Annotated in this window: 18 protein-coding genes and 2 tRNA genes; 3 read left to right on the forward strand and 17 right to left on the reverse strand. The window is 66.8% G+C overall.

Annotation, left to right across the window (positions count from 1 at the left end; genetic code table 11):
• Nucleotides 1-27 precede the first annotated feature (27 nt).
• Genes N7607_RS17160 through N7607_RS17170 form a run of 3 tightly spaced genes read right to left on the reverse strand, consistent with a single transcriptional unit; the run spans nucleotide 28 to nucleotide 2,745 of the window.
• The gene (locus N7607_RS17160; protein WP_279869304.1) at nucleotides 28-888 is read right to left on the reverse strand and encodes a rhomboid family intramembrane serine protease; all 861 of its coding nucleotides are present in this window, start codon (nucleotides 886-888) and stop codon (nucleotides 28-30) included.
• The gene (locus N7607_RS17165; protein ID WP_279869305.1) at nucleotides 885-1,856 is read right to left on the reverse strand and encodes a metallophosphoesterase; all 972 of its coding nucleotides are present in this window, start codon (nucleotides 1,854-1,856) and stop codon (nucleotides 885-887) included. The genes N7607_RS17160 and N7607_RS17165 overlap by 4 nt, the downstream gene beginning before the upstream one ends.
• 1 nt (nucleotide 1,857) lies before the next feature.
• The gene (locus tag N7607_RS17170; protein ID WP_279869306.1) at nucleotides 1,858-2,745 is read right to left on the reverse strand and encodes an NAD(+) kinase; all 888 of its coding nucleotides are present in this window, start codon (nucleotides 2,743-2,745) and stop codon (nucleotides 1,858-1,860) included.
• An 83-nt stretch (nucleotides 2,746-2,828) separates the two neighbouring features.
• On the opposite strand from N7607_RS17170, the gene N7607_RS17175 reads away from it, so the two are divergent.
• Nucleotides 2,829-3,758, forward strand: coding sequence for a DUF1853 family protein (locus tag N7607_RS17175; RefSeq protein ID WP_279869307.1), 930 nt, complete (start codon nucleotides 2,829-2,831; stop codon nucleotides 3,756-3,758).
• Nucleotides 3,759-3,761: 3 nt separating this feature from the next.
• On the opposite strand, the gene N7607_RS17180 is transcribed toward N7607_RS17175, so the two are convergent.
• The 5 genes from N7607_RS17180 to N7607_RS17200 form a co-directional block, all read right to left on the reverse strand.
• Nucleotides 3,762-4,871 carry a cyclic nucleotide-binding domain-containing protein gene (locus N7607_RS17180; protein WP_279869308.1) on the reverse strand — a complete coding sequence of 370 codons (1,110 nt, stop codon included), beginning with the start codon at nucleotides 4,869-4,871 and terminating at the stop codon, nucleotides 3,762-3,764.
• Nucleotides 4,872-4,887: 16 nt separating this feature from the next.
• Nucleotides 4,888-5,841: a pyridoxal-phosphate dependent enzyme gene (locus N7607_RS17185; RefSeq protein WP_279869309.1), complete on the reverse strand. Its 954-nt coding sequence runs from the start codon at nucleotides 5,839-5,841 to the stop codon at nucleotides 4,888-4,890.
• 54 nt (nucleotides 5,842-5,895) lie between these two features.
• Nucleotides 5,896-7,260: a chromosome partitioning protein ParA gene (locus tag N7607_RS17190; protein WP_279869310.1), complete on the reverse strand. Its 1,365-nt coding sequence runs from the start codon at nucleotides 7,258-7,260 to the stop codon at nucleotides 5,896-5,898.
• 347 nt (nucleotides 7,261-7,607) lie between these two features.
• Nucleotides 7,608-8,039, reverse strand: a complete 432-nt coding sequence (locus tag N7607_RS17195) for a nuclear transport factor 2 family protein (protein WP_279869311.1) — start codon at nucleotides 8,037-8,039, stop codon at nucleotides 7,608-7,610.
• A 63-nt stretch (nucleotides 8,040-8,102) separates the two neighbouring features.
• Nucleotides 8,103-10,142 (reverse strand): NADPH-dependent 2,4-dienoyl-CoA reductase, encoded by a 2,040-nt coding sequence (locus N7607_RS17200; protein ID WP_279869325.1) that lies wholly within the window; start codon nucleotides 10,140-10,142, stop codon nucleotides 8,103-8,105.
• Between the two features lie 195 nt (nucleotides 10,143-10,337).
• Between N7607_RS17200 and N7607_RS17205 the strand changes: the two genes are divergently transcribed.
• Complete coding sequence (locus N7607_RS17205) at nucleotides 10,338-11,453, forward strand: carbon-nitrogen hydrolase family protein (protein WP_279869312.1); 1,116 nt, start codon at nucleotides 10,338-10,340, stop codon at nucleotides 11,451-11,453.
• Between the two features lies 1 nt (nucleotide 11,454).
• A complete protein-coding gene (locus N7607_RS17210) occupies nucleotides 11,455-12,495 on the forward strand; it encodes an AraC family transcriptional regulator (RefSeq protein ID WP_279869313.1) in 1,041 nt (346 codons plus the stop codon).
• 244 nt (nucleotides 12,496-12,739) lie between these two features.
• On the opposite strand, the gene N7607_RS17215 is transcribed toward N7607_RS17210, so the two are convergent.
• From N7607_RS17215 to N7607_RS17255, 9 genes are all read right to left on the reverse strand, one after another.
• A tRNA-Asp gene (locus N7607_RS17215) sits at nucleotides 12,740-12,816 on the reverse strand.
• Between the two features lie 21 nt (nucleotides 12,817-12,837).
• Nucleotides 12,838-12,913, reverse strand: a tRNA-Val gene (locus N7607_RS17220).
• Nucleotides 12,914-13,060: 147 nt separating this feature from the next.
• The gene (locus N7607_RS17225; protein WP_279869315.1) at nucleotides 13,061-13,573 is read right to left on the reverse strand and encodes a type II secretion system protein M; all 513 of its coding nucleotides are present in this window, start codon (nucleotides 13,571-13,573) and stop codon (nucleotides 13,061-13,063) included.
• Nucleotides 13,570-14,715 (reverse strand): type II secretion system protein GspL, encoded by a 1,146-nt coding sequence (gene gspL, locus N7607_RS17230; protein ID WP_279869316.1) that lies wholly within the window; start codon nucleotides 14,713-14,715, stop codon nucleotides 13,570-13,572. The genes N7607_RS17225 and gspL overlap by 4 nt, the downstream gene beginning before the upstream one ends.
• Entirely contained in the window at nucleotides 14,712-15,665 is a 954-nt protein-coding gene (gene gspK, locus N7607_RS17235; protein ID WP_279869317.1) for a type II secretion system minor pseudopilin GspK, read from the reverse strand. The genes gspL and gspK overlap by 4 nt, the downstream gene beginning before the upstream one ends.
• Nucleotides 15,662-16,375 (reverse strand): type II secretion system minor pseudopilin GspJ, encoded by a 714-nt coding sequence (gspJ, locus tag N7607_RS17240; RefSeq protein WP_279869318.1) that lies wholly within the window; start codon nucleotides 16,373-16,375, stop codon nucleotides 15,662-15,664. Before gspJ ends, gspK begins: the two co-directional genes overlap by 4 nt.
• A complete protein-coding gene (gene gspI, locus N7607_RS17245; RefSeq protein WP_279869320.1) occupies nucleotides 16,372-16,761 on the reverse strand; it encodes a type II secretion system minor pseudopilin GspI in 390 nt (129 codons plus the stop codon). Before gspI ends, gspJ begins: the two co-directional genes overlap by 4 nt.
• A complete protein-coding gene (gene gspH, locus N7607_RS17250) occupies nucleotides 16,758-17,294 on the reverse strand; it encodes a type II secretion system minor pseudopilin GspH (protein ID WP_279869321.1) in 537 nt (178 codons plus the stop codon). The genes gspI and gspH overlap by 4 nt, the downstream gene beginning before the upstream one ends.
• Before the next feature lie 6 nt (nucleotides 17,295-17,300).
• The coding region (locus tag N7607_RS17255; protein ID WP_279869326.1) for a type II secretion system protein GspG at nucleotides 17,301-17,379 on the reverse strand (79 nt) is incomplete at its 5' end.

A 17,379-nucleotide genomic window follows, 5' to 3' on the forward strand; every position in this document is an offset into this window, starting at 1 on the left:
CAACGGAAGCTAAACAGGGGGCCAAGTTTACCGGCGCGCACGCGCCAGTGCACCGCCGATCAGGCCGGCGGCGCATCCGGCGGCCAGCCCGCCGACGTGGGCAGCATTGGCGATGGAACCGAAGCCTAGGGTGTCGATCACCCCGGACAGGCAGACCAGCAGCCAGATCAGCATCATCGCCAGCACGCCACGCGGCAACGCGTAGGCCGGGGTCGGCGCCAGCAGCTGGAAGATCCAGCAATAGCCGAGCAGGCCATAGAGCACGCCGGACAGGCCGCCGAATAAAGAAGGGCCGCCGAACCAGAACTGCGCCAGGTTGGACAACAGACCGAACAGCAGGCTCAGCCCCAGCAGGGCAAAGGCGCCCTGGCGAAACTCGATGCGCCGGCCTAGCTCCCAGTACCACATGGCGTTCATGGCCAGGTGCAGCACGCCGAAGTGGATGAACATCGGCGACACCAGGCGCCACCACTGCCCCGCCTCGAGGCTCGTCAGCCAGGGCTGGAAGTAGATGTAGTCGCCCTGGATGTGGAAGTCCTGGAAGGTCAGCCAGCGCAGGGTGGTGAAGTTGTCACCGAGCAAAGTGACTGTAGCCACCAGGAGCGTCAGCAGCAGCACCGCGCTGGTCATCCAACTGGCCCGCAATTGCGCCACCAGGCCAGGCCGCAGTGGGTGCGCGGGTGTGGGTACATCCTCCTCCGCGGCACCACGTGGATAGCGCAGGTACAGTTCGCGCACCTGAGCAACCAGCGGTTCGACCGGCACCCACAGCACCTGCGCATCACGCTCCTCGCTGACCCGGTGCGGCACCTGCAACCGGCGCAACAAGCTGACGAAACCGCTGAGGTCTTCCTGCAACGGCCGGCGCAGCGCCTCTACCCGGCTCACTGCGGCGCCTCCGGCCGTTCCACCTCGACCCAGACGAACTTGTCCGGATCGATCTGCAGCTCGTCGTCCAGACGGTAAGCCACCAGCTTGCCGTACATCACCGCGCTGTAGTCCAGACAGGCCAGGTTGGGCCGCAGCGGCGCCGGGCGGCCGCGGCGCCAGTAGTGGCCGACGAACAGCATCGGCTCGTCCAGGCCGTACTGCAGCAGGCGGCCCTTGTCGGTCGGGGTCAACGGCAGGCTGGCCACGCTGTCGGGCAAGGCATCGGGCTGGAACACCACGTCGCCATAGGTCTGCGGGTCGTCTTCCCAGAACTTGGTGCGGAAGTAGGCGCGGGTGAAGCCTTCCTCGCTGGTCAGGGTCAGGCCCTGGGGCAGGCGCAGGTCGGTACCCCGCAACAGACGCTCGAACACTCGGTTGGCGAAGCTGCCCGGCACCGCCGAGGCCACCACGAAGTCGCGGTCGATGCGGCCGTCCGGGTAGTCGGCCTTGAGCGCGCCGATCAGGCTGTCATCCCAGCAGGCATGCACCAGGCGGAAGCGCCCGGCGTCGATGAACAGCGGCATCTGCTGGAACCAGTCGAGGAAGTCGCGCCAATCCTGCGGATGTTCGGCGAACTGGCGGAAGGTCTGCTGCAGCAGGCGCTCGTGGCGCGGCGTGTGTTCGCGCACATGGCGGCGCTCGCTGTGCGGCGGCGCCTCGGTGTACCAGCCGAGGGCGTTGTATTCATGATTGCCCATGATGCACAGGGCCTGGCCAGCCTCGACCATGTCGTGCACCAAGTGCAGCGCCTCGCGGATGCGCGGGCCGCGGTCGATCAGGTCGCCGAGGAACAGCGCCATGCGCCGTGGATGGCGCCAGACACCGCCCTCGCGGCGATAGCCCATCTGTTCCAGCAGGCGCGCCAGGCTGCGACCGCAGCCGTGCACGTCGCCGATCAGATCGTAGCCGCGCGCGGGGTCGAGCATCTCAGTCGTGACTCCACTGGCGGCCGCCCCAGCCGAGCTTGGTGCGGCAGGCCTCGTAGTAGTTATGGTCGAGCGGATGGATCAGGCGCAGCTTGTGCGGCTTCTTGGCCACCGTGATGGTGTCGCCGGGCGCGCAGGTGAAGTGGTTCTGGCCGTCGCAGGACACCAGCGGGTAGATCGGCAGATCGTCGGCCACTACGATCTTCAGTTCGCTGTTGCCGTCGACCACGATGGGCCGGCTGGACAGGGTGTGCGGATACATCGGCACGATGACGATGGCATCCAGCTTGGGATGCATGATCGGCCCGCCAGCGGACAGCGAGTAGGCGGTGGAGCCGGTCGGCGTGGCGATGATCAGGCCGTCGGCCTTCTGGCTGCAGACGAAGTGGCCGTCGATGAACAGTTCGAACTCGATCATCTTGGTCGACTTGCCCGGGTGCAGCACCACGTCGTTGAGCGCATCGCCCTGACCGATGGCCTCGCCGTGGCGCCGTACCTCGGCCTCCAGCAGGAAACGGCTCTCCTCGAGGAAGCGCCCTTCCAGCACCTCGGCGACCTTCACCTCCAGTTCGTCCGGCTTGATGTCGGTGAGAAAGCCCAGGCTGCCACGGTTGATGCCGAGCACCGGAATCTTGTGCCGGGCCAGGGCGCGGGCGGCGCCGAGCATGCTGCCGTCACCGCCGACCACCACCACCAGGTCGCAGATCTCGCCGAGGTTCTTCCGCGAGCAGGTCTGCAGGCCGTGGCCGGGCAGCACTTCGGCGATGGTGTCTTCGAGGATCACGTGCAGGTGACGCTCGAGCAGGAACTTCTTCAGGCGGCGAATGGTGTCGAGCACCTGGGCGCTGCCCAGGCGGCCGATGATGCCGATATTGCGAAATTGCTCCATGGGGCGCTCTGCAACGGGGGAGTTGCCCGGATTATGGGCGAAAGCCGCTGATCGCAGCAAACCGCCTCGGCTATGCTCGGCCCATGAATTCGCCGCTGGATGACCTGCTGGCGCAGCTGCGCCAGCCCCAGGTACGCGACCTGGCCTGGGCCCTGCTCTCTCCCGCCCTGCTCGATGGCAGCGAGCTGCCCCTGCGCCATCCACTGGCCGCCAGTCGCTGGTTCGATGAGCCGCAGCGCCTGGTCGACTGGCTGCTGCACCAGGAAGCGCACAGCGCGGCGCTGCAAGAGCACCTGGCCAACGGCTCCAGCCGCCTCGGTCGCTATTACGAGCGACTGTGGCAGTTCGCCCTGCAGGCGGCCCCGGACGTGCAGCTGCTGGCCGCCAATCTGCCGATACGCCAGGACGGCCACACGCTGGGCGAGTTGGACCTGCTGCTGCAGGACGACGAGGGCGTGCACCACCTGGAACTGGCGATCAAGCTGTACCTGGGACCGGATCAGCAATCCGGCACGGACGCTGCCAACTGGCTCGGGCCGTCCAGCGAGGATCGCCTGGGGCTCAAGCTGGACCACCTGGCTCGCCACCAGTTGCCGTTGGCATCCAGCCTGGCGGCCCAGGCAACGCTGGCGCAGCTGACAACGCAAGCACCCCGCTCCGCCGCCTGGCTGAGTGGCTACCTGTTCTACCCCGCGCCCGGCGACTGCCGCGCGCCCTCGGGCTGTAACCCCGAGCACCTGCGCGGGCGCTGGCTGCGCCGCAGCGACTGGGCGCGACTGACCACAGCGGAGCAACACTGGCAGCCGCTGGAAAGACATGCCTGGCTGGCACCCGCGCACGTGCCAACGTCAGCACTGTGGTCGCCCGCACAACTGGCTGTATGGATGGAAGGATTGTCCGAGCAGGCACCGGCACAATTGCTGGTGCGCCTGGAGCGGGATGACGATGAGTGGCGCGAGGGCGAACGGCTATTTCTGGTCAACGACCAATGGCCGCACTGTGCCCCGCGCTAGCGATCAGTGGCTGCGCTCGGTGCGCCCGCCGGAACGGGCCAGGTAACCCGGACCGTTTTCGCACAGCAGTGCGCCACGCTGTACCGCCGGCAGCGCATCCAGGCCATCGCGCAGCGCATAGGCGCTGAAGCCCATCTGCGAGAGCAGGAACACGGCGCTGGCGCTGCGCTTGCCGCTGTCGCAGTAGCACAGGTAGGTACGCGACTTGTCCAGCAGACGCACCTTCAGGCGCAGCAGGTGCAGCGGCATGTTCAGCGACTCTTGCGCATGGCCGCGCTCGTATTCCGCCTGCAGGCGCACATCCAGCCACTGGGCACCGGCCGACAGTAGGCGCGCGGCCTCGCCGAACGACACTTCGTCCACCACCGGCGCCTTGAGCAGGGCGAAGAAGTCCTGGCGGTCCAGGCGCAGCACCATGCCGGGCTCGATCATGGTCACGGTGGCGTTGCGCGGTTGATCGGAAAGCAGCGCCTCCTCGCCGAAGCAGGCACCGACTTCCAGCTCGGCCAGCACCTGGCGGCCGCCCTCGCCGCCGCGGAACACCTCGGCGCGCCCGCTCTTGAGGAAATAGCAGCAGTCGCCGCCCTCGCCCTCCACCAGCACCCGGCTGCCGGTCGGCAGATCGATCGGACGCAGGCGTTCGAGCATGGCGCGCACGTTGGCCGGCGGCACCTTGGTGAACAGCGGATTTTCCAGTAGACGCTCCAGCCACTCGACGTCGTCGCCATTGCTGCCTAGGTCCAGCAACAGGTCCTGGTAGGCCAGGCGCCAGGTCAGCAGGCGACTGAGATTGGCGCTGTCCAGGGCCAGCACGCTGACGTCGGTCAGCGCCCGCGCCTCGTGCTGACGCGGCAGGGTCGGTGACAGGGGATGGCAGCTGGCCTCGCTGCCGGCCTGCAGACGCTCCTCGCGGCCATCGGCATCGCGCAGCAGCAGCTCGCCGGACAGCAGGTAATAGGTGGTGCGGGCCTGGTCGCCCTGGCGGAACAGCAGCTGGCCGGCCAATAGCGGCTGCGGCACCAGCTGGGCACGCAATTCGCGCCATTGCTGCTCGGAAAGCACGTTGAGCGGGGTAAAGCTGCGCAGCTGTTCGGGATTCAGCGGCTCGGTCATCGACACCTGTCCTTCATTATTCTTGGCGTACTGCTGCCAGTTCTTCCAGGCGTTGGGCCATGGCCCGGCGCCCCTGCAAGCCTCCGGTGTGGAGCAGCAGCAGGCGCGTACCCGGAGCAAAGTAACCGGCCTCCACCTCGCCGCGCAATGCCAGCATGGCCTTGCCCGTGTAGAGCGGCTCCAGCGGCAGTCCACTAGCTCGCTCGCAATCGTCGATACACTGCGCCAATGGCGCATCGATCCGGCCAAAACCGCCGCGACTGGCGTCCAGCAGGCGGTAGCCCGCATCGAGCCGCCCCGCCTCATGGCGGATGGCCTGCAGCTGGCTTTCCACACCATGGCCAGGCGGCACTGCCATGGCCACATGCACCGGGCGTTCGCCGCCTTCGGCCAGCACCAGACCGGCCGCCGTGGTACCGGTGCCGGCCGCCAGCCACCAGCCGTGGTAGTCGCTCCAGCCCAGTTCGGCCAATTGCGCCCTGGCCAACTCGACTATAGCCGCGCAGGCCCGGGCCGCCAGCAGGCCACCGCCGCCTTCGTTCACCGGCAACAGCTGCGGATAGCGCTCGCGCCAAGGCTGCCAGAAGTCGGCGCGATGCCGCTCGCGATAGCCGGCGTAGCCGAGCCAGTGCAGACGCATGCCGTATTCCTGCAGATCACGGGTCGTGGGCGTGTCCTGCGGCTCACCGCGCAACAGGCCGACGGTCTCGAAACCGAAGCGCCGGCCGGCCGCGGCCAGGGCATGCAAGTGATTGGAATGGGCACCGCCCAGGCTGATCAGACCATCGGCACCCGCGCCCGCGGCAGCCTCGATATGCGGCCTGAGCTTGAACCACTTGTTGCCGGAGATCAGCGGATCGAGCAGGTCCAGGCGCAGCACGGCGACCTCGACGGCGGCGAGCGCGAGCCAGTCGAGACGCAGGGGCTGCAGGGGGGCGGATGGGTTCCAGTGCGGCAGGACAATAGACATGGGAGCTGATCGGCTGGGCGCCAGGAGTCAGGCGCCGGGCACCATGGTAACCGCTCAGCTCACGGTGCGCAGGCGCGCTCCGGCCTTGTGTCGCGCACAGCAGTTGGACTCGCCGACCACGAAGCGGCTGGGCGTTTCCACCCGGTCGATAGGCATGGCACAGCGATCACCGGACGGCAGACTAGCCTCGCACGTCGGCTGCTGGTAGTGCGCCAGCCACTGGCGGTACTGCTCCTCGGAGACGAAGCACTTGGCCGCCGCGTAGCTCATGGGGTTGTTCTGGTAGCGCGCGATGTCCTGCAGCGGGATGGTCAGGTGGCCGGCGCCCGGGTGATAGACGACGAACACCACACCGAGCTTGGCCAGGCGCTCGAGGATCTGCTCGCCGCCCTGGCTGGCCAGGTCGTCGCGCTCGCGCTTGAGACGCTCCAGCTCATTCTGCAGCTGAGTTTCCTGCTCGGCGCGGTAGGCCAGCTCGACGTCGCGAATGGCCACCTGCTCCTTGAACTCCGCCACTGCGGCGGCAACCCGGGCCTGCAGCTCGGCATCGAACTGGGCGCGCAGGATGTCGGCCTCGGTACGGCCGTGGCGCTCCAGATCGCGCAGCTGACGGGACAGCTCCTCGCGGGTCTGCTGCATACCATCGGCCTGGGCGCCCAGCTGTTCCTTGAGGCTGGCATTCAGCTCTTCCTGCTGGCGCAGGGCCTGGTGCAGGTTGTGGATCTCGGTCTGCAGCGAGCGCTGGCGCTCATCGGCAGCCAGCTTGAAGCGGGCCTGCTCTTCCTCGTACTGCTTGCCCAGGGTGCTGATGCGCAGGCGCTGCTGCTTGATCAGCTGGGCGGTCTTCAGGCGATGCTCCTGCTCCTTGCGCTCGGCCTGCTTATCGGCCTCATCGCGAGCGGCATCCGGCGCCTGCCATTTGTCTTCGGCGGCCACCTGCAGGCGCTCCGGCAGCACCACGGCGGTCTCTTCTTCCGCCAGCAGGCCGAGGGCGTTGCGCTTGACCACGTCGCGGATCACCGCCAGGTCGTTCTTGCCCGGCGCCAGGCTGGGGTCCCACAGGTGCATCTGGTGCCAGGACACCGGGCACTGGCTGCGGCAGGCCAGGCGGATCGGGCCGGCGCCGAGGTCCGGGCCGCGTCCGGCGTTGTCGGCGAGATGGCGCAGCGGCAGGTTCCAGCCCTTGTCGGCCGCGCCACTCTCGTCGAAGTCCAGGTAGAAGAACACCGCGGCACGCACCATCAAACGCGGATTGATCAGCACATAGGCCATGCGCATCTGCTGGTCGGCGAACTCGGGCATGCTCACCACGTTGTCGAGCAGGGCCTCGAACTCGGGGAAGAGCATTTGCTTGCAGACGCCCTGTTCATTGAAGAACAGCACCGCCTCAACCATCTGCGCTTTGTTCTGCATGCTCATGGATTTTCCTCAAGGCCACCGGGATCACGATCGGCGCGCTACGGTTGTTCCGCGCGTGCACATAACCTGCGAAGCAGGCGCCATCCATTGTTTCAGGCAAGTCTAGGGGAAAACGGAACGCGGGCAATGTGACTGGGTTGGCAGCGCCCTGCCACCGCGCGGCAGCAGACCGGCGGCAGGGTGAAACTGTGACGGGCTGGGCGTTAGAGCCTGCTTACGATCTCGCGAGCTAGAGATAAACGGTGGCGAGAACAGCCGAGGACGCGGAGTTTACGAGTGGTAAATGAGCAGTCCGAGGCTGTTTTCAACACCGTTTAGCCGACGCGCAGCAGATCGTAAACAGGTTCTCAGGCCTTGGCGGCAGCCAGGTAGGGCGCCAGACGGCGGCCCATTTCCTCACCGAGCGCCTGCAAACCGCTCATCGGACGGACCATCACCTCGAACTCGACGATCTTGCCGCTCTCGTCGAAGCGGATCATGTCGATGCCCTTGAGCTCGCGCTCACCGACGCGGGCGGAGAACTCCAGCACCACATTCAAACCATCGGCACTGACCAGTTCGCGGTGATAGGCGAAGTCCTGGAACACCTGCAGCACGGTATTGAGGATCAGATTGACCGCCTGCGCGCCCGGATAGGGGCTGTGCGCCATCGGCGAGCGGAAGACCGCCTGGGCATGCAGCAGCTCGGGCAGCTGGCGCAGATCCTTGGCGGCGATGAATTGGTGCCAACGCTGCAGGCTGGCAGCGGCCGCCGGTTGCAATTGCAGATCGGTGGACATGGGGTTTCTCCTTGTTGTTATGCGCCACATAGCAAACGCCCCGCACTGGGCGGGGCATTTTCGTTACAGCTCGGCGGCGAGGCGCGAGCCCTGGTTGATCGCCCGCTTGGCGTCCAGCTCGGCCGCCACGTCGGCGCCACCGATCAGGTGCACGCTCTGGCCGGCGGCGACCAGGCCATCCTGCAGCTCGCGCAGCGGGTCTTGGCCTGCGCAGACGATCACGGTGTCGACCGGCAGCACCTGCGGCTCGCCCTCGGCGATGCGGATGTGCAGGCCGGCGTCGTCGACCTTGAGGTACTCGACCGAGTTGAGCATCTGCACGTTCTTGTTCTTCAGGCCGGTACGGTGGATCCAGCCGGTGGTCTTGCCCAGGCCGTCGCCGACCTTGGTCTTCTTGCGCTGCAGCAGGAACACTTCACGGGCAGCCGGATGCACCTCGGCCTTGATCCCGGCGATGCCGCCACGGGCGTCCAGCGCGGTGTCGATGCCCCACTCCTTCCAGAACGCATCGCGGTTCAGGCTGGTGGTCTCGCCGGCGTGGGTGATGAACTCGGAGACGTCGAAGCCGATGCCGCCGGCGCCGATCACCGCGACCTTCTGGCCGACCGGCTTGCGCTGCAGGATGGCGTCCAGGTAGCTGATCACCTTGGCGTTGTCGATGCCTTCGATGGCCGGGGTACGCGGGGCGATGCCGGTGGCCAGGATGATCTCGTCATAGCCGCCCTTGGCCAGGTCATCGACCGACACTCGGGTATTCAGGCGCAGGTCGACACCGGTGGTTTCCAGCTTCTTCTTGAAGTAGCGCAGAGTCTCGTAGAACTCTTCCTTGCCCGGCACGCGCTTGGCCACGTTGAACTGGCCGCCGATCTCGCCGGCTGCATCAAACAGGGTCACGCTGTGGCCGCGCTCGGCCGCCACGGTAGCGGCGGCCAGACCCGCCGGGCCGGCGCCGACCACGGCGATCTTCTTCACGGTGGCGGTGGGGATGTAGTTCAGCTCGGTCTCGTGGCAGGCACGCGGGTTGACCAGGCAACTGGTCAGCTTGCCGCCGAAGGTGTGGTCCAGGCAGGCCTGGTTGCAGCCGATGCAGGTGTTGATCTCGTCGGCGCGGCCGGCGGCGGCCTTGTTGACGAAGTCCGGGTCGGCGAGGAACGGACGGGCCATGGAGACCATGTCGGCGTCACCTTCGGCCAGCACCTGCTCGGCCACTTCCGGGGTGTTGATGCGATTGGTGGTGCACAGCGGGATGCTGACTTCGCCCTTGAGCTTGGCGGTGACCTTGGTGAAGGCCGCACGCGGCACCTTGGTGGCGATGGTCGGGATACGCGCTTCGTGCCAGCCGATACCGGTGTTGATGATGGTAGCGCCGGCCTTCTCGATGGCCTTGGCCAGCAGGACGATCTCGTCCCAGGTGCTGCCGCCCTCGACCAGGTCGAGCATGGACAGGCGGTAAATGATGATGAAGTTCGGGCCTACGGCCTCGCGCACGCGGCGGACGATTTCCACCGGCAGGCGCATGCGGTTCTCGTAGCTGCCACCCCAGCGGTCGGTGCGGTGGTTGGTGTGGGCGGCGAGGAACTGGTTGATGAAGTAGCCCTCGGAACCCATGATCTCGACCCCGTCGTACTCGGCCTGCTGGGCCAGCAGGGAGCAGGTGACGAAGTCCTGGATCTGCTTCTCGATGCCTTCCTCGTCCAGCTCACGCGGCTTGAACGGGTTGATCGGCGCCTGGATGGCGCTCGGCGCCACCGACTTCGGGCTGTAGGCATAGCGCCCGGCATGCAGGATCTGCATGGCGATCTTGCCGCCCGCCTCGTGCACCGCCTTGGTGACGATCTTGTGCTTCTCGGCTTCCTCGACGGTGGTCAGCTTGGCCGCGCCGGAGTACACGCCACCCTCCTCGTTCGGGCCGATGCCGCCGGTGACCATCAGGCCGACGCCGCCACGGGCACGCTCGGCGAAGTACGCTGCCATGCGCTCGAAGCCGTTCGGCTTCTCTTCCAGGCCGGTGTGCATGGAGCCCATTAGGGTGCGGTTCTTCAGGGTGGTGAAACCCAGGTCCAGGGGGGCCAGCAGGTTCGGGTAGGCGTTGCTCATGGTCATCTCCACAGCGTCGGGCTTATCACGGTCTGCCACGCACTGATTCGCACGTGGTCGTTGTTGCGGCAGACGATAAAGAGCGACCGCCGACCGCTCAATGATCGAAAAGCACAAGTTATTGATCGTAACTGACAGCCCGACTAGGCAAAGGCGACGCCTTGCCCTAGGCTGGCGGCTTTATTTCCACCAGGCCTCATCATGCTCAAGTTGCTCCACCGCACCTTCTGGCTGCTGCTCGTCATCCTGCTGATCGCCTACGCCACCTGGATCCAGTGGCGGCCCGCCAGCCATTTCCTCAGCGACCTGCGCAGCTCGCTGGCCTTCAGCCTGGGCAGCGACCAGGGCCGCGGCAACCTGCTGGGCATCCAGCCCGAGCTGTACCGCGCCGACTACCGCAGTTCCCTGCACCTGCACCGCAAGCTGGCCGCCTACCTGGACCAGGCCCAGAGCCAAGGCCTGCTCAACCCGAAGACGGTGGTGGTGCTGCCCGAACATATCGGCACCTGGCTGGTGGCGGTCGGCGAGAAGCGCGAAGTATTCGCCGCCCGCGACCTGGCCGAAGCCCGCATCTGGCTGGGCCTCAGCCATCCTCTGGAGCTGATCCGCGCGCTACTGGCCAACCAGGGCACGGCGCGCTTCAGCGACGCCCTGCTGCGGATGAAGGCCGAGCAGATGGCCGCCGACTACCAGAACCTGTTTGGCGGCCTGGCCGAGACCTACGGAGTGACCATAGTCGCCGGCTCCATCGTGCTGCCGGAACCTCGCGTCGAGGAAGGCATGCTGCAGGTCGGCGACGGCCCGCTGTACAACGTCAGCCTGGTGTTCGGCAGTGACGGCATGCCGCTCGGCCAGCCCCAGCGCAAGGTGCTGCCACATCGCGACGAGGACAGCTTCACCGCTGCAGCCTCAGACCAGGCGCTACACGTAGTCACAACCCCGGCCGGTCGCCTGGGCGTGCTGATCGGCACCGACAGCTGGCGGGCGGAGAGCTACGCCCCACTGGTCGCGCAACAGGTGGAGCTGCTGGCAGTGCCGGCCTTCCTGCATGGCAACGACCATTGGAACGGCATCTGGTCCGGTACTCCCAACGACCTGCGCAGCCGCGCCAGGGAGCTCAGCGAGGGCGAGGCCTGGTTGCGCCACTCCCTGCCGGCGCAGCTGCAGGAGACGCCCGCCCGCGCCGGTATCGCCGTGTTCATGCGCGGTCAGTTGTGGGGCCTGGGCAGCGACGGCCGCAGCATGGCGGTGCAGCGCGACCACCACCAGGTGGTCGACGAAGCGCCCGGCGCGCGCCTGCTCAACCTGTGGCTGTGAGATGAAGCCGAGCCGCGTCCGCCTCGGCGACCTGTCCGTCGCCTTCGTCCACGGTCTGGTGGCCGCCCTGGCCGAGAAAAGCCTGGCCGCCGACGATCTGCTGCGCCAGTTCCGCCTGGACGCCGCCCGCCTGGCCCTGCCGCGCGAGCGCTTGTCGATTCCGCGCTACATGCGCCTGGGCCACAGCGCCATCGGCCTGTGTGGAGATCGCGCCCTGGGCCTGGAGATGGGCCGCCACAGCCGCATCAGCCAGGCCGGCCTGGCCGGCGTCACGGCCGGGCAGGCACCGACCCTGCGCGAGGCGGCGCGCACGCTGATCCATTTCGAACCACTTTACGCCCACAACTACCGCGGGCAGTCGAGTTTCACCGAAGACACTGGTGGCGCCTGGTTGAGCTTCTACTCGATCAGCCCCTACAACGACTTCAATCGCTTCGTGGTGGATTCGGTGCTCTCCAGCTGGCGCCACCAGCTCGGCGCCCTGCTGGGCGAAACGCTGGTGGTGGAACGGGTGGAGATCGAGTTCCCCGCGCCGGACTATGCCGAGCGCTACGAAACCTGTTTCGGCTGCCCGGTGGAATTCGGCGCCGCCCACAACCGTCTGCGCCTGGCCAACGCCAGCCTCGACCAGCCGCTCTCCCAGCACTGCCCCAGCACCTGGCAGCAACTGCTGGAACTGGCCGAACGGGAGCTGGAGCAATTGACCCGCACCCGCAGCCTGCGCGAACGCATCACCCATCTGCTCGGGCCGATGCTGCACGGCCGCGAGCCGGAACTGGACGAAGTGGCGAGGAAATTACAGCTGCCGAGCTGGACGCTTCGGCGCAAGCTGGCCGAGGAAGGCACGCAGTTCCGCACCCTGCTCAATGAAACGCGGCGGGATCTGGCGATGGCCTATATCCGCGATACTGAACTGGCCTTCGGCGAGATCGCCTACCTGCTCGGCTTCGCCTCGGCGGAGGCGTTCCAGCGCGCCTTCAAGCGCTGGAGCGGGCAGACTCCAGGGGAGTTCCGCCGCAGCCAGCGTCTACAGGCGACTTGAGAACGAGCCTTACAGCTCGGTGGCATCTTCGGCCGGGTCGGCCGGATCATGCTCGATAGCGTGGGATTCCAGCAGCTCTTCGACGTAGTCATCCATAGGTTCTTCCTCCTGTCGTTAGGTCTTGATTGAAACAAAGACCATGCCAACAGACTGAAGATTCCCAATGACAAAACGGTGACGACGAAACTTTTCCGCCAGATGCGAAAAGCCCCCAGCTCTTGCGAACTGAGGGCTTCTCTGTATATGGCGCAGCGGACGGGACTCGAACCCGCGACCCCCGGCGTGACAGGCCGGTATTCTAACCGACTGAACTACCGCTGCGCGTCGGTCTCGCAAGAGATATGGTGGGTGATGACGGGATCGAACCGCCGACCCTCTGCTTGTAAGGCAGATGCTCTCCCGGCTGAGCTAATCACCCGAGTAGCCTTGCGAGGTGGCGCAATTTACGCAGAGGCCTTTGCTAAGTCAATACCCTGCTTGAAATTTTTCTTCAGGATCGGTTTTTACGACGGTTCTGCTCATGCCCGATACGGGTGCCGAGGGCACCCGTCTGGTGCAATCGCAATCAACCCGCGCGCAGCAGCAGGCGAGTCGTCACCAATCCTTTCTCGGCCCGCTCCAGTCCCGCTTCGTCGACCCGCACGCCCTGCTCCTCCAGGCTCACCAGCCAGCGCAACAGGCGCGCGAACTCGGTTGGCTGCAGGCTGACCTGCAGGCCACCGTCGCCCTGGTTGTCCAGGCGCTCGACATTCAGGCCCTGGCTGGCCGCGCTGCCGGTCACCAGGCCCTGCAGGGCAGTGGCGTCGATGCTGACCTGCGGACGCCCCTGCAGCGAGCGCACCTGCGGCGCATGCTCCTGCAGGTAGGCATGCAGCGCCCGCTGCTGCTGGAGGAAACTGCGCGCCTGCTCCAGGTTCTGGCTGACCGGCCGCCACAGCAGCAGATAGAGCAGCACCAGCGCCAGGAAGCCGCCGAGCAGCACCAATGCCAGACGGTCACGCGCGGGCATCCCCTGCCAGCGGGCGGTCAGCGGATGATGGGCGACCCGCGCCTGTAGTTGCGAAGCCAAGCCGCTCATCCATTACCTCCAATCACCAGGCGTGCGCTGACGCCGCTGTCTTCACGGCTCGCCGAGCCCATGTCCACCGCCAGCCCAGCCTCCTGCAGGCGCGTACGCAGGCTCTCCAGCGAGGCAAAATCGTTGGCCTGCAGGTTAAGCGCCAGGTCGCCGCGCTGAGCATTGAAGTCCAGCTGCTGTACCTGCACCTTCGCGCCTTCCTGATTGATCGCCGCGGCGGCCTGATCGAGCAGGCTGAGTAACTGGCTCTGCCCTCCTCCTTCGGCCTCGGCCAGGTGCTGGTCGAACTGCGCACGCAGGTTGATCAATTTGCTGTCGTCGGGGAACAGCTCGCGGTACAGCTCCTGACTGGCCTGGGCATAACGTTCACCCTCGCGCTGCAGGTACCAGCCCTGAGCCAGATTGAAACCCCATTGCAGCACCAGACACAGACCGACCAGCGCAGCCAGCGGCCTCCAGCGCTGCCACTGACCGGACGGCTCGCGCCGGGCAAACGGGCCCTGCGCCAGATTGCACTGGGCCCGCTGTTGCGCCAGCCAGGGCAACAGCTGGGTCACTTCATGAGTCTCGTCGACGTCCGCGGGCGCCGGTTGGCCGCTCGCCACATAGGCGACCCGAGGGGATGGGCAGAGCGCGGCCAGTTGCGGCCAATCCTCGCTGCGCAGGGCCAGACGCGCCTCACCGGTGCCGCCGAGCAGCCAGCGATCGCCCAGGCACAGCAGCTGACTGCCCTCCTCGACCAGCAGATCGGCATCCACCTCGATGCGCTGCGGCGGGTTGTCGCCACACAGCGCCAGCCAGCCGGACAGCCACACACGGCGCACCGCATAGACCCGATGACGACCATCGGCCAGTTGGCCGCCAACGCTCAGGTGAAACTGCTCCACATCCTCGGCCAGCAGCTCCTCCACGGCGAACGGCAATGCCTTCTGCAGCCAGCGCGCCTTGGTGGTGGGCAGCTGTACGGCGCAGACGGTCACCGCCTCCACCGGCAGCACCAGGCGCCAGGCCTGATCCTCATGCGGCAGCGCTTCGGCGAAGGGGCGCTGGCTGCAGATATCGCCATCGACCCGCCAAACCGGCAGATCGGTCGCCGTTTCGGCACAGGCCTGTGGCGGAAGAAAAACGCTGAGCAGACTCATTCCTCGGACTCCTCGACGGGCATGGGCGCCAGGCCCTCCTGCCCCAGATCGCGCGCCATGACACGCACGCGCCCATCATTACCACGTTGCAGATAGCTGGCCAGCACCTGGCGCCGGTCACCCAGCAGCACTTCGGTGGTGACACGAAAATACTGGCTACCGGTGAGCAGCCCCTGAGGGCTCACCGCATAGGCGGTCAGCTGCTGGGTGAACGCACCGGTATCACGGTAACCGGTACGCCCGCGCCCCTCGATCACCGTTTTCAGCGCCGACTCGGGGATGTTGTCACCCAGGCAGGCCAGCACTTGGGCGCTGGCGGTATTGATATTCAGCCCGATGTCTCTGGGCAACGCACTGACGAAGGGCGCCAGGCGCCGGTAGTCGGCCTCGTTCATGCCCAGCAGCAGGCGCAGTTCGGAGACATCGGCGATGCGCCCTACCCCGGTCCGATAGGGCGGCTTGAGCAGCAGGTACTGATCGTCCTCCGCGCCGGACATGCCGCCGGGGTCCTGATCGCCATCGACCCAATCCAGCAGGCGATCGGCATAGGCCGGGCTCAGCTGCAATGTCTGCAACAGCCGACGCAGCCGCAGCAGCGCCTGCTTTCCGGCCTCGCCATCGGCGGCCAGGCTGTTGAGGTTGAAGCGTCCGGACAGGTCCTCGATGCGCAGGCGCAGCTCGCCGCCTTCGTCCAGCGTGAAACTCAGCTTGGGATTGGCCCAGGGCTCGGCCAGGTGATCCACCTGGTCGGTGCCCAGATCACGCCGCAACATGGCCTTGGCCAGCAGCTCACCGCCCTCAGCGTAGTACTGCGCCTGGCGCACCAACAACTGATTGCCGGTGCTGCGGATCGCCAGTTGCTGGCGCAGCAGCAGTGCAGCGCAGATGATGGTCACCAGCGCCACCACCAGCAGCACGGTGATCAGCGCCACCCCGCGTTGGCGCCTCATATTTGCGGCTCCTGCGGCAGCTCCGGGCTGGGCTCTTCCGGCAACAGCTCGCCGCCGTCTTCTGCCCCATCCTCGCCATTGGGCGGTGTGACCTGCTCCTGCGGCGGCATCTCCGGCATGCGCCAGAGGCGCCGCAGCTCGCCGTAGTAACGGTGTTCGATGGTCAGCTCGACGGCCTTGGGCAACTGACGCAGCGCCTCGTCGGCGCGACTGTTGGCCGCCGGCCAGCTCTGCAGCCAGCGGCCTTCTTCATCGAGAAAGCGCAGCTCGAAGCGCTTGACCCCCTCCAGCGCCTGCTGCACCCGCGGCTGGCTGTCCTGGGCCTGATCCAGCACCGACCAGTAGGCGCGCTGCCAGCGCTCGCCTTCCAACTGCCAGCGCACCCGCTGCAAGGTGGCCCGCGGCTGGCCAAGCGGATTGCGCCAACCGCTGCGCGTGAACTCCAGCTGGGTATCGCGCCCGCTGTCGCCACGCATGGAAGGCAGCGGGTCGCCCAGCGGGTCACGCACCGGGCGTGCATTCACCTGCAGCAGATCGCGTTCGAAGGCGGCCATGGCCTTGGTCAGCTCACGTAGACGCTGCTCTTGCTCGCGCTGGCCGCGGTCGGTCTGCATCACGCTGTCGAGCATGCGGTAGGTGGCCATGGCCAGCAGGGCGAAGATGGCGATGGCGATCAGCACCTCCAGCAGGGTAAAGCCACGTTGCCTCATGGCTCGACCCCGACGAAGCCACTGAGGGTGACCAGCGCGTTGTCCTCGATCTTGCCGCGCAGGCCGCGCTCGGGACGCAACGCCACCCGCACGGTGACGCGCAGCATCTCCGGCTCGCTGGTGGCCTGCACTTCGCTCTGCCACAGCCAGCGGCGGCCGGCGTATGTCTCCTCGCCCTGCTCGCGCCCCTCGCCCGGAGGACTGTCCGCCAGCTGGATATCCTGCAGGCGGTTGTCCGCCAGCCAGGTGGCGAAGGTCTTGTCCTCCAGCCGGGCAGCGGTCTTCAGCGAGCGGGCGCTGGCGCTGAGCACGCTGGCGGCGACCACGGCGAAGATCGCCAGGGCCACCAACACCTCGAGCAGGGTGAAGCCACGGGCTCGCCTCATCCGGAGCGCCCCTTGGCATTTTCCGGCTTCAGCTGCGGCTCGGCGAAGCCATCGCTGCTCAGCAGCAGCACCGGCGCGCCGCGCTCGCGACCACCGGCCAGACGCAGGGTGAAGGGCGTCAGCTCGCCACTGGAGAGAATCAGCAGCTGTGGCGGCTTGGGTCCGGACTTTTCCTTGTCGCCCTTGGCCGTCGGCAGGCCGACATTCTGGTCTTCCACCTCGATGCTCAGCTCGACCCACTCCGGCAACTCGTGAATCCTGTTATCCAGCGGCTCCCAGCGCGACTTCAACGGCTCGTAGCGCAGCACCTGGTAGCTGTGCGCCTCGAAGCGCACGCCGTACTCGCGGTTATCCAGCACGGCCTCGTCGAGCAGGACGCGCAGCAGGCTGTTGAGGCGATCGGCCTCGTCATTGAGCTTGCGCGCGGGGCTGCTGGCGAGGCCGCTGCCGATCACGGCGAGGCTGGTCAGCACGCCGAGCAGGACCAGCACCACCAGCAACTCGATGAGAGTGAAGCCCCGCGCAGCTCGCATCGAAAATCAAAGGTCCCAGTTACCGATATCGGCGTTGGTACCGTCGCCACCTTCCTGGCCGTCAGCGCCGAGAGAATACAGGTCA

It is taken from the genome of Pseudomonas sp. GD04019 (assembly GCF_029837695.1).
Taxonomy (GTDB): domain Bacteria; phylum Pseudomonadota; class Gammaproteobacteria; order Pseudomonadales; family Pseudomonadaceae; genus Aquipseudomonas.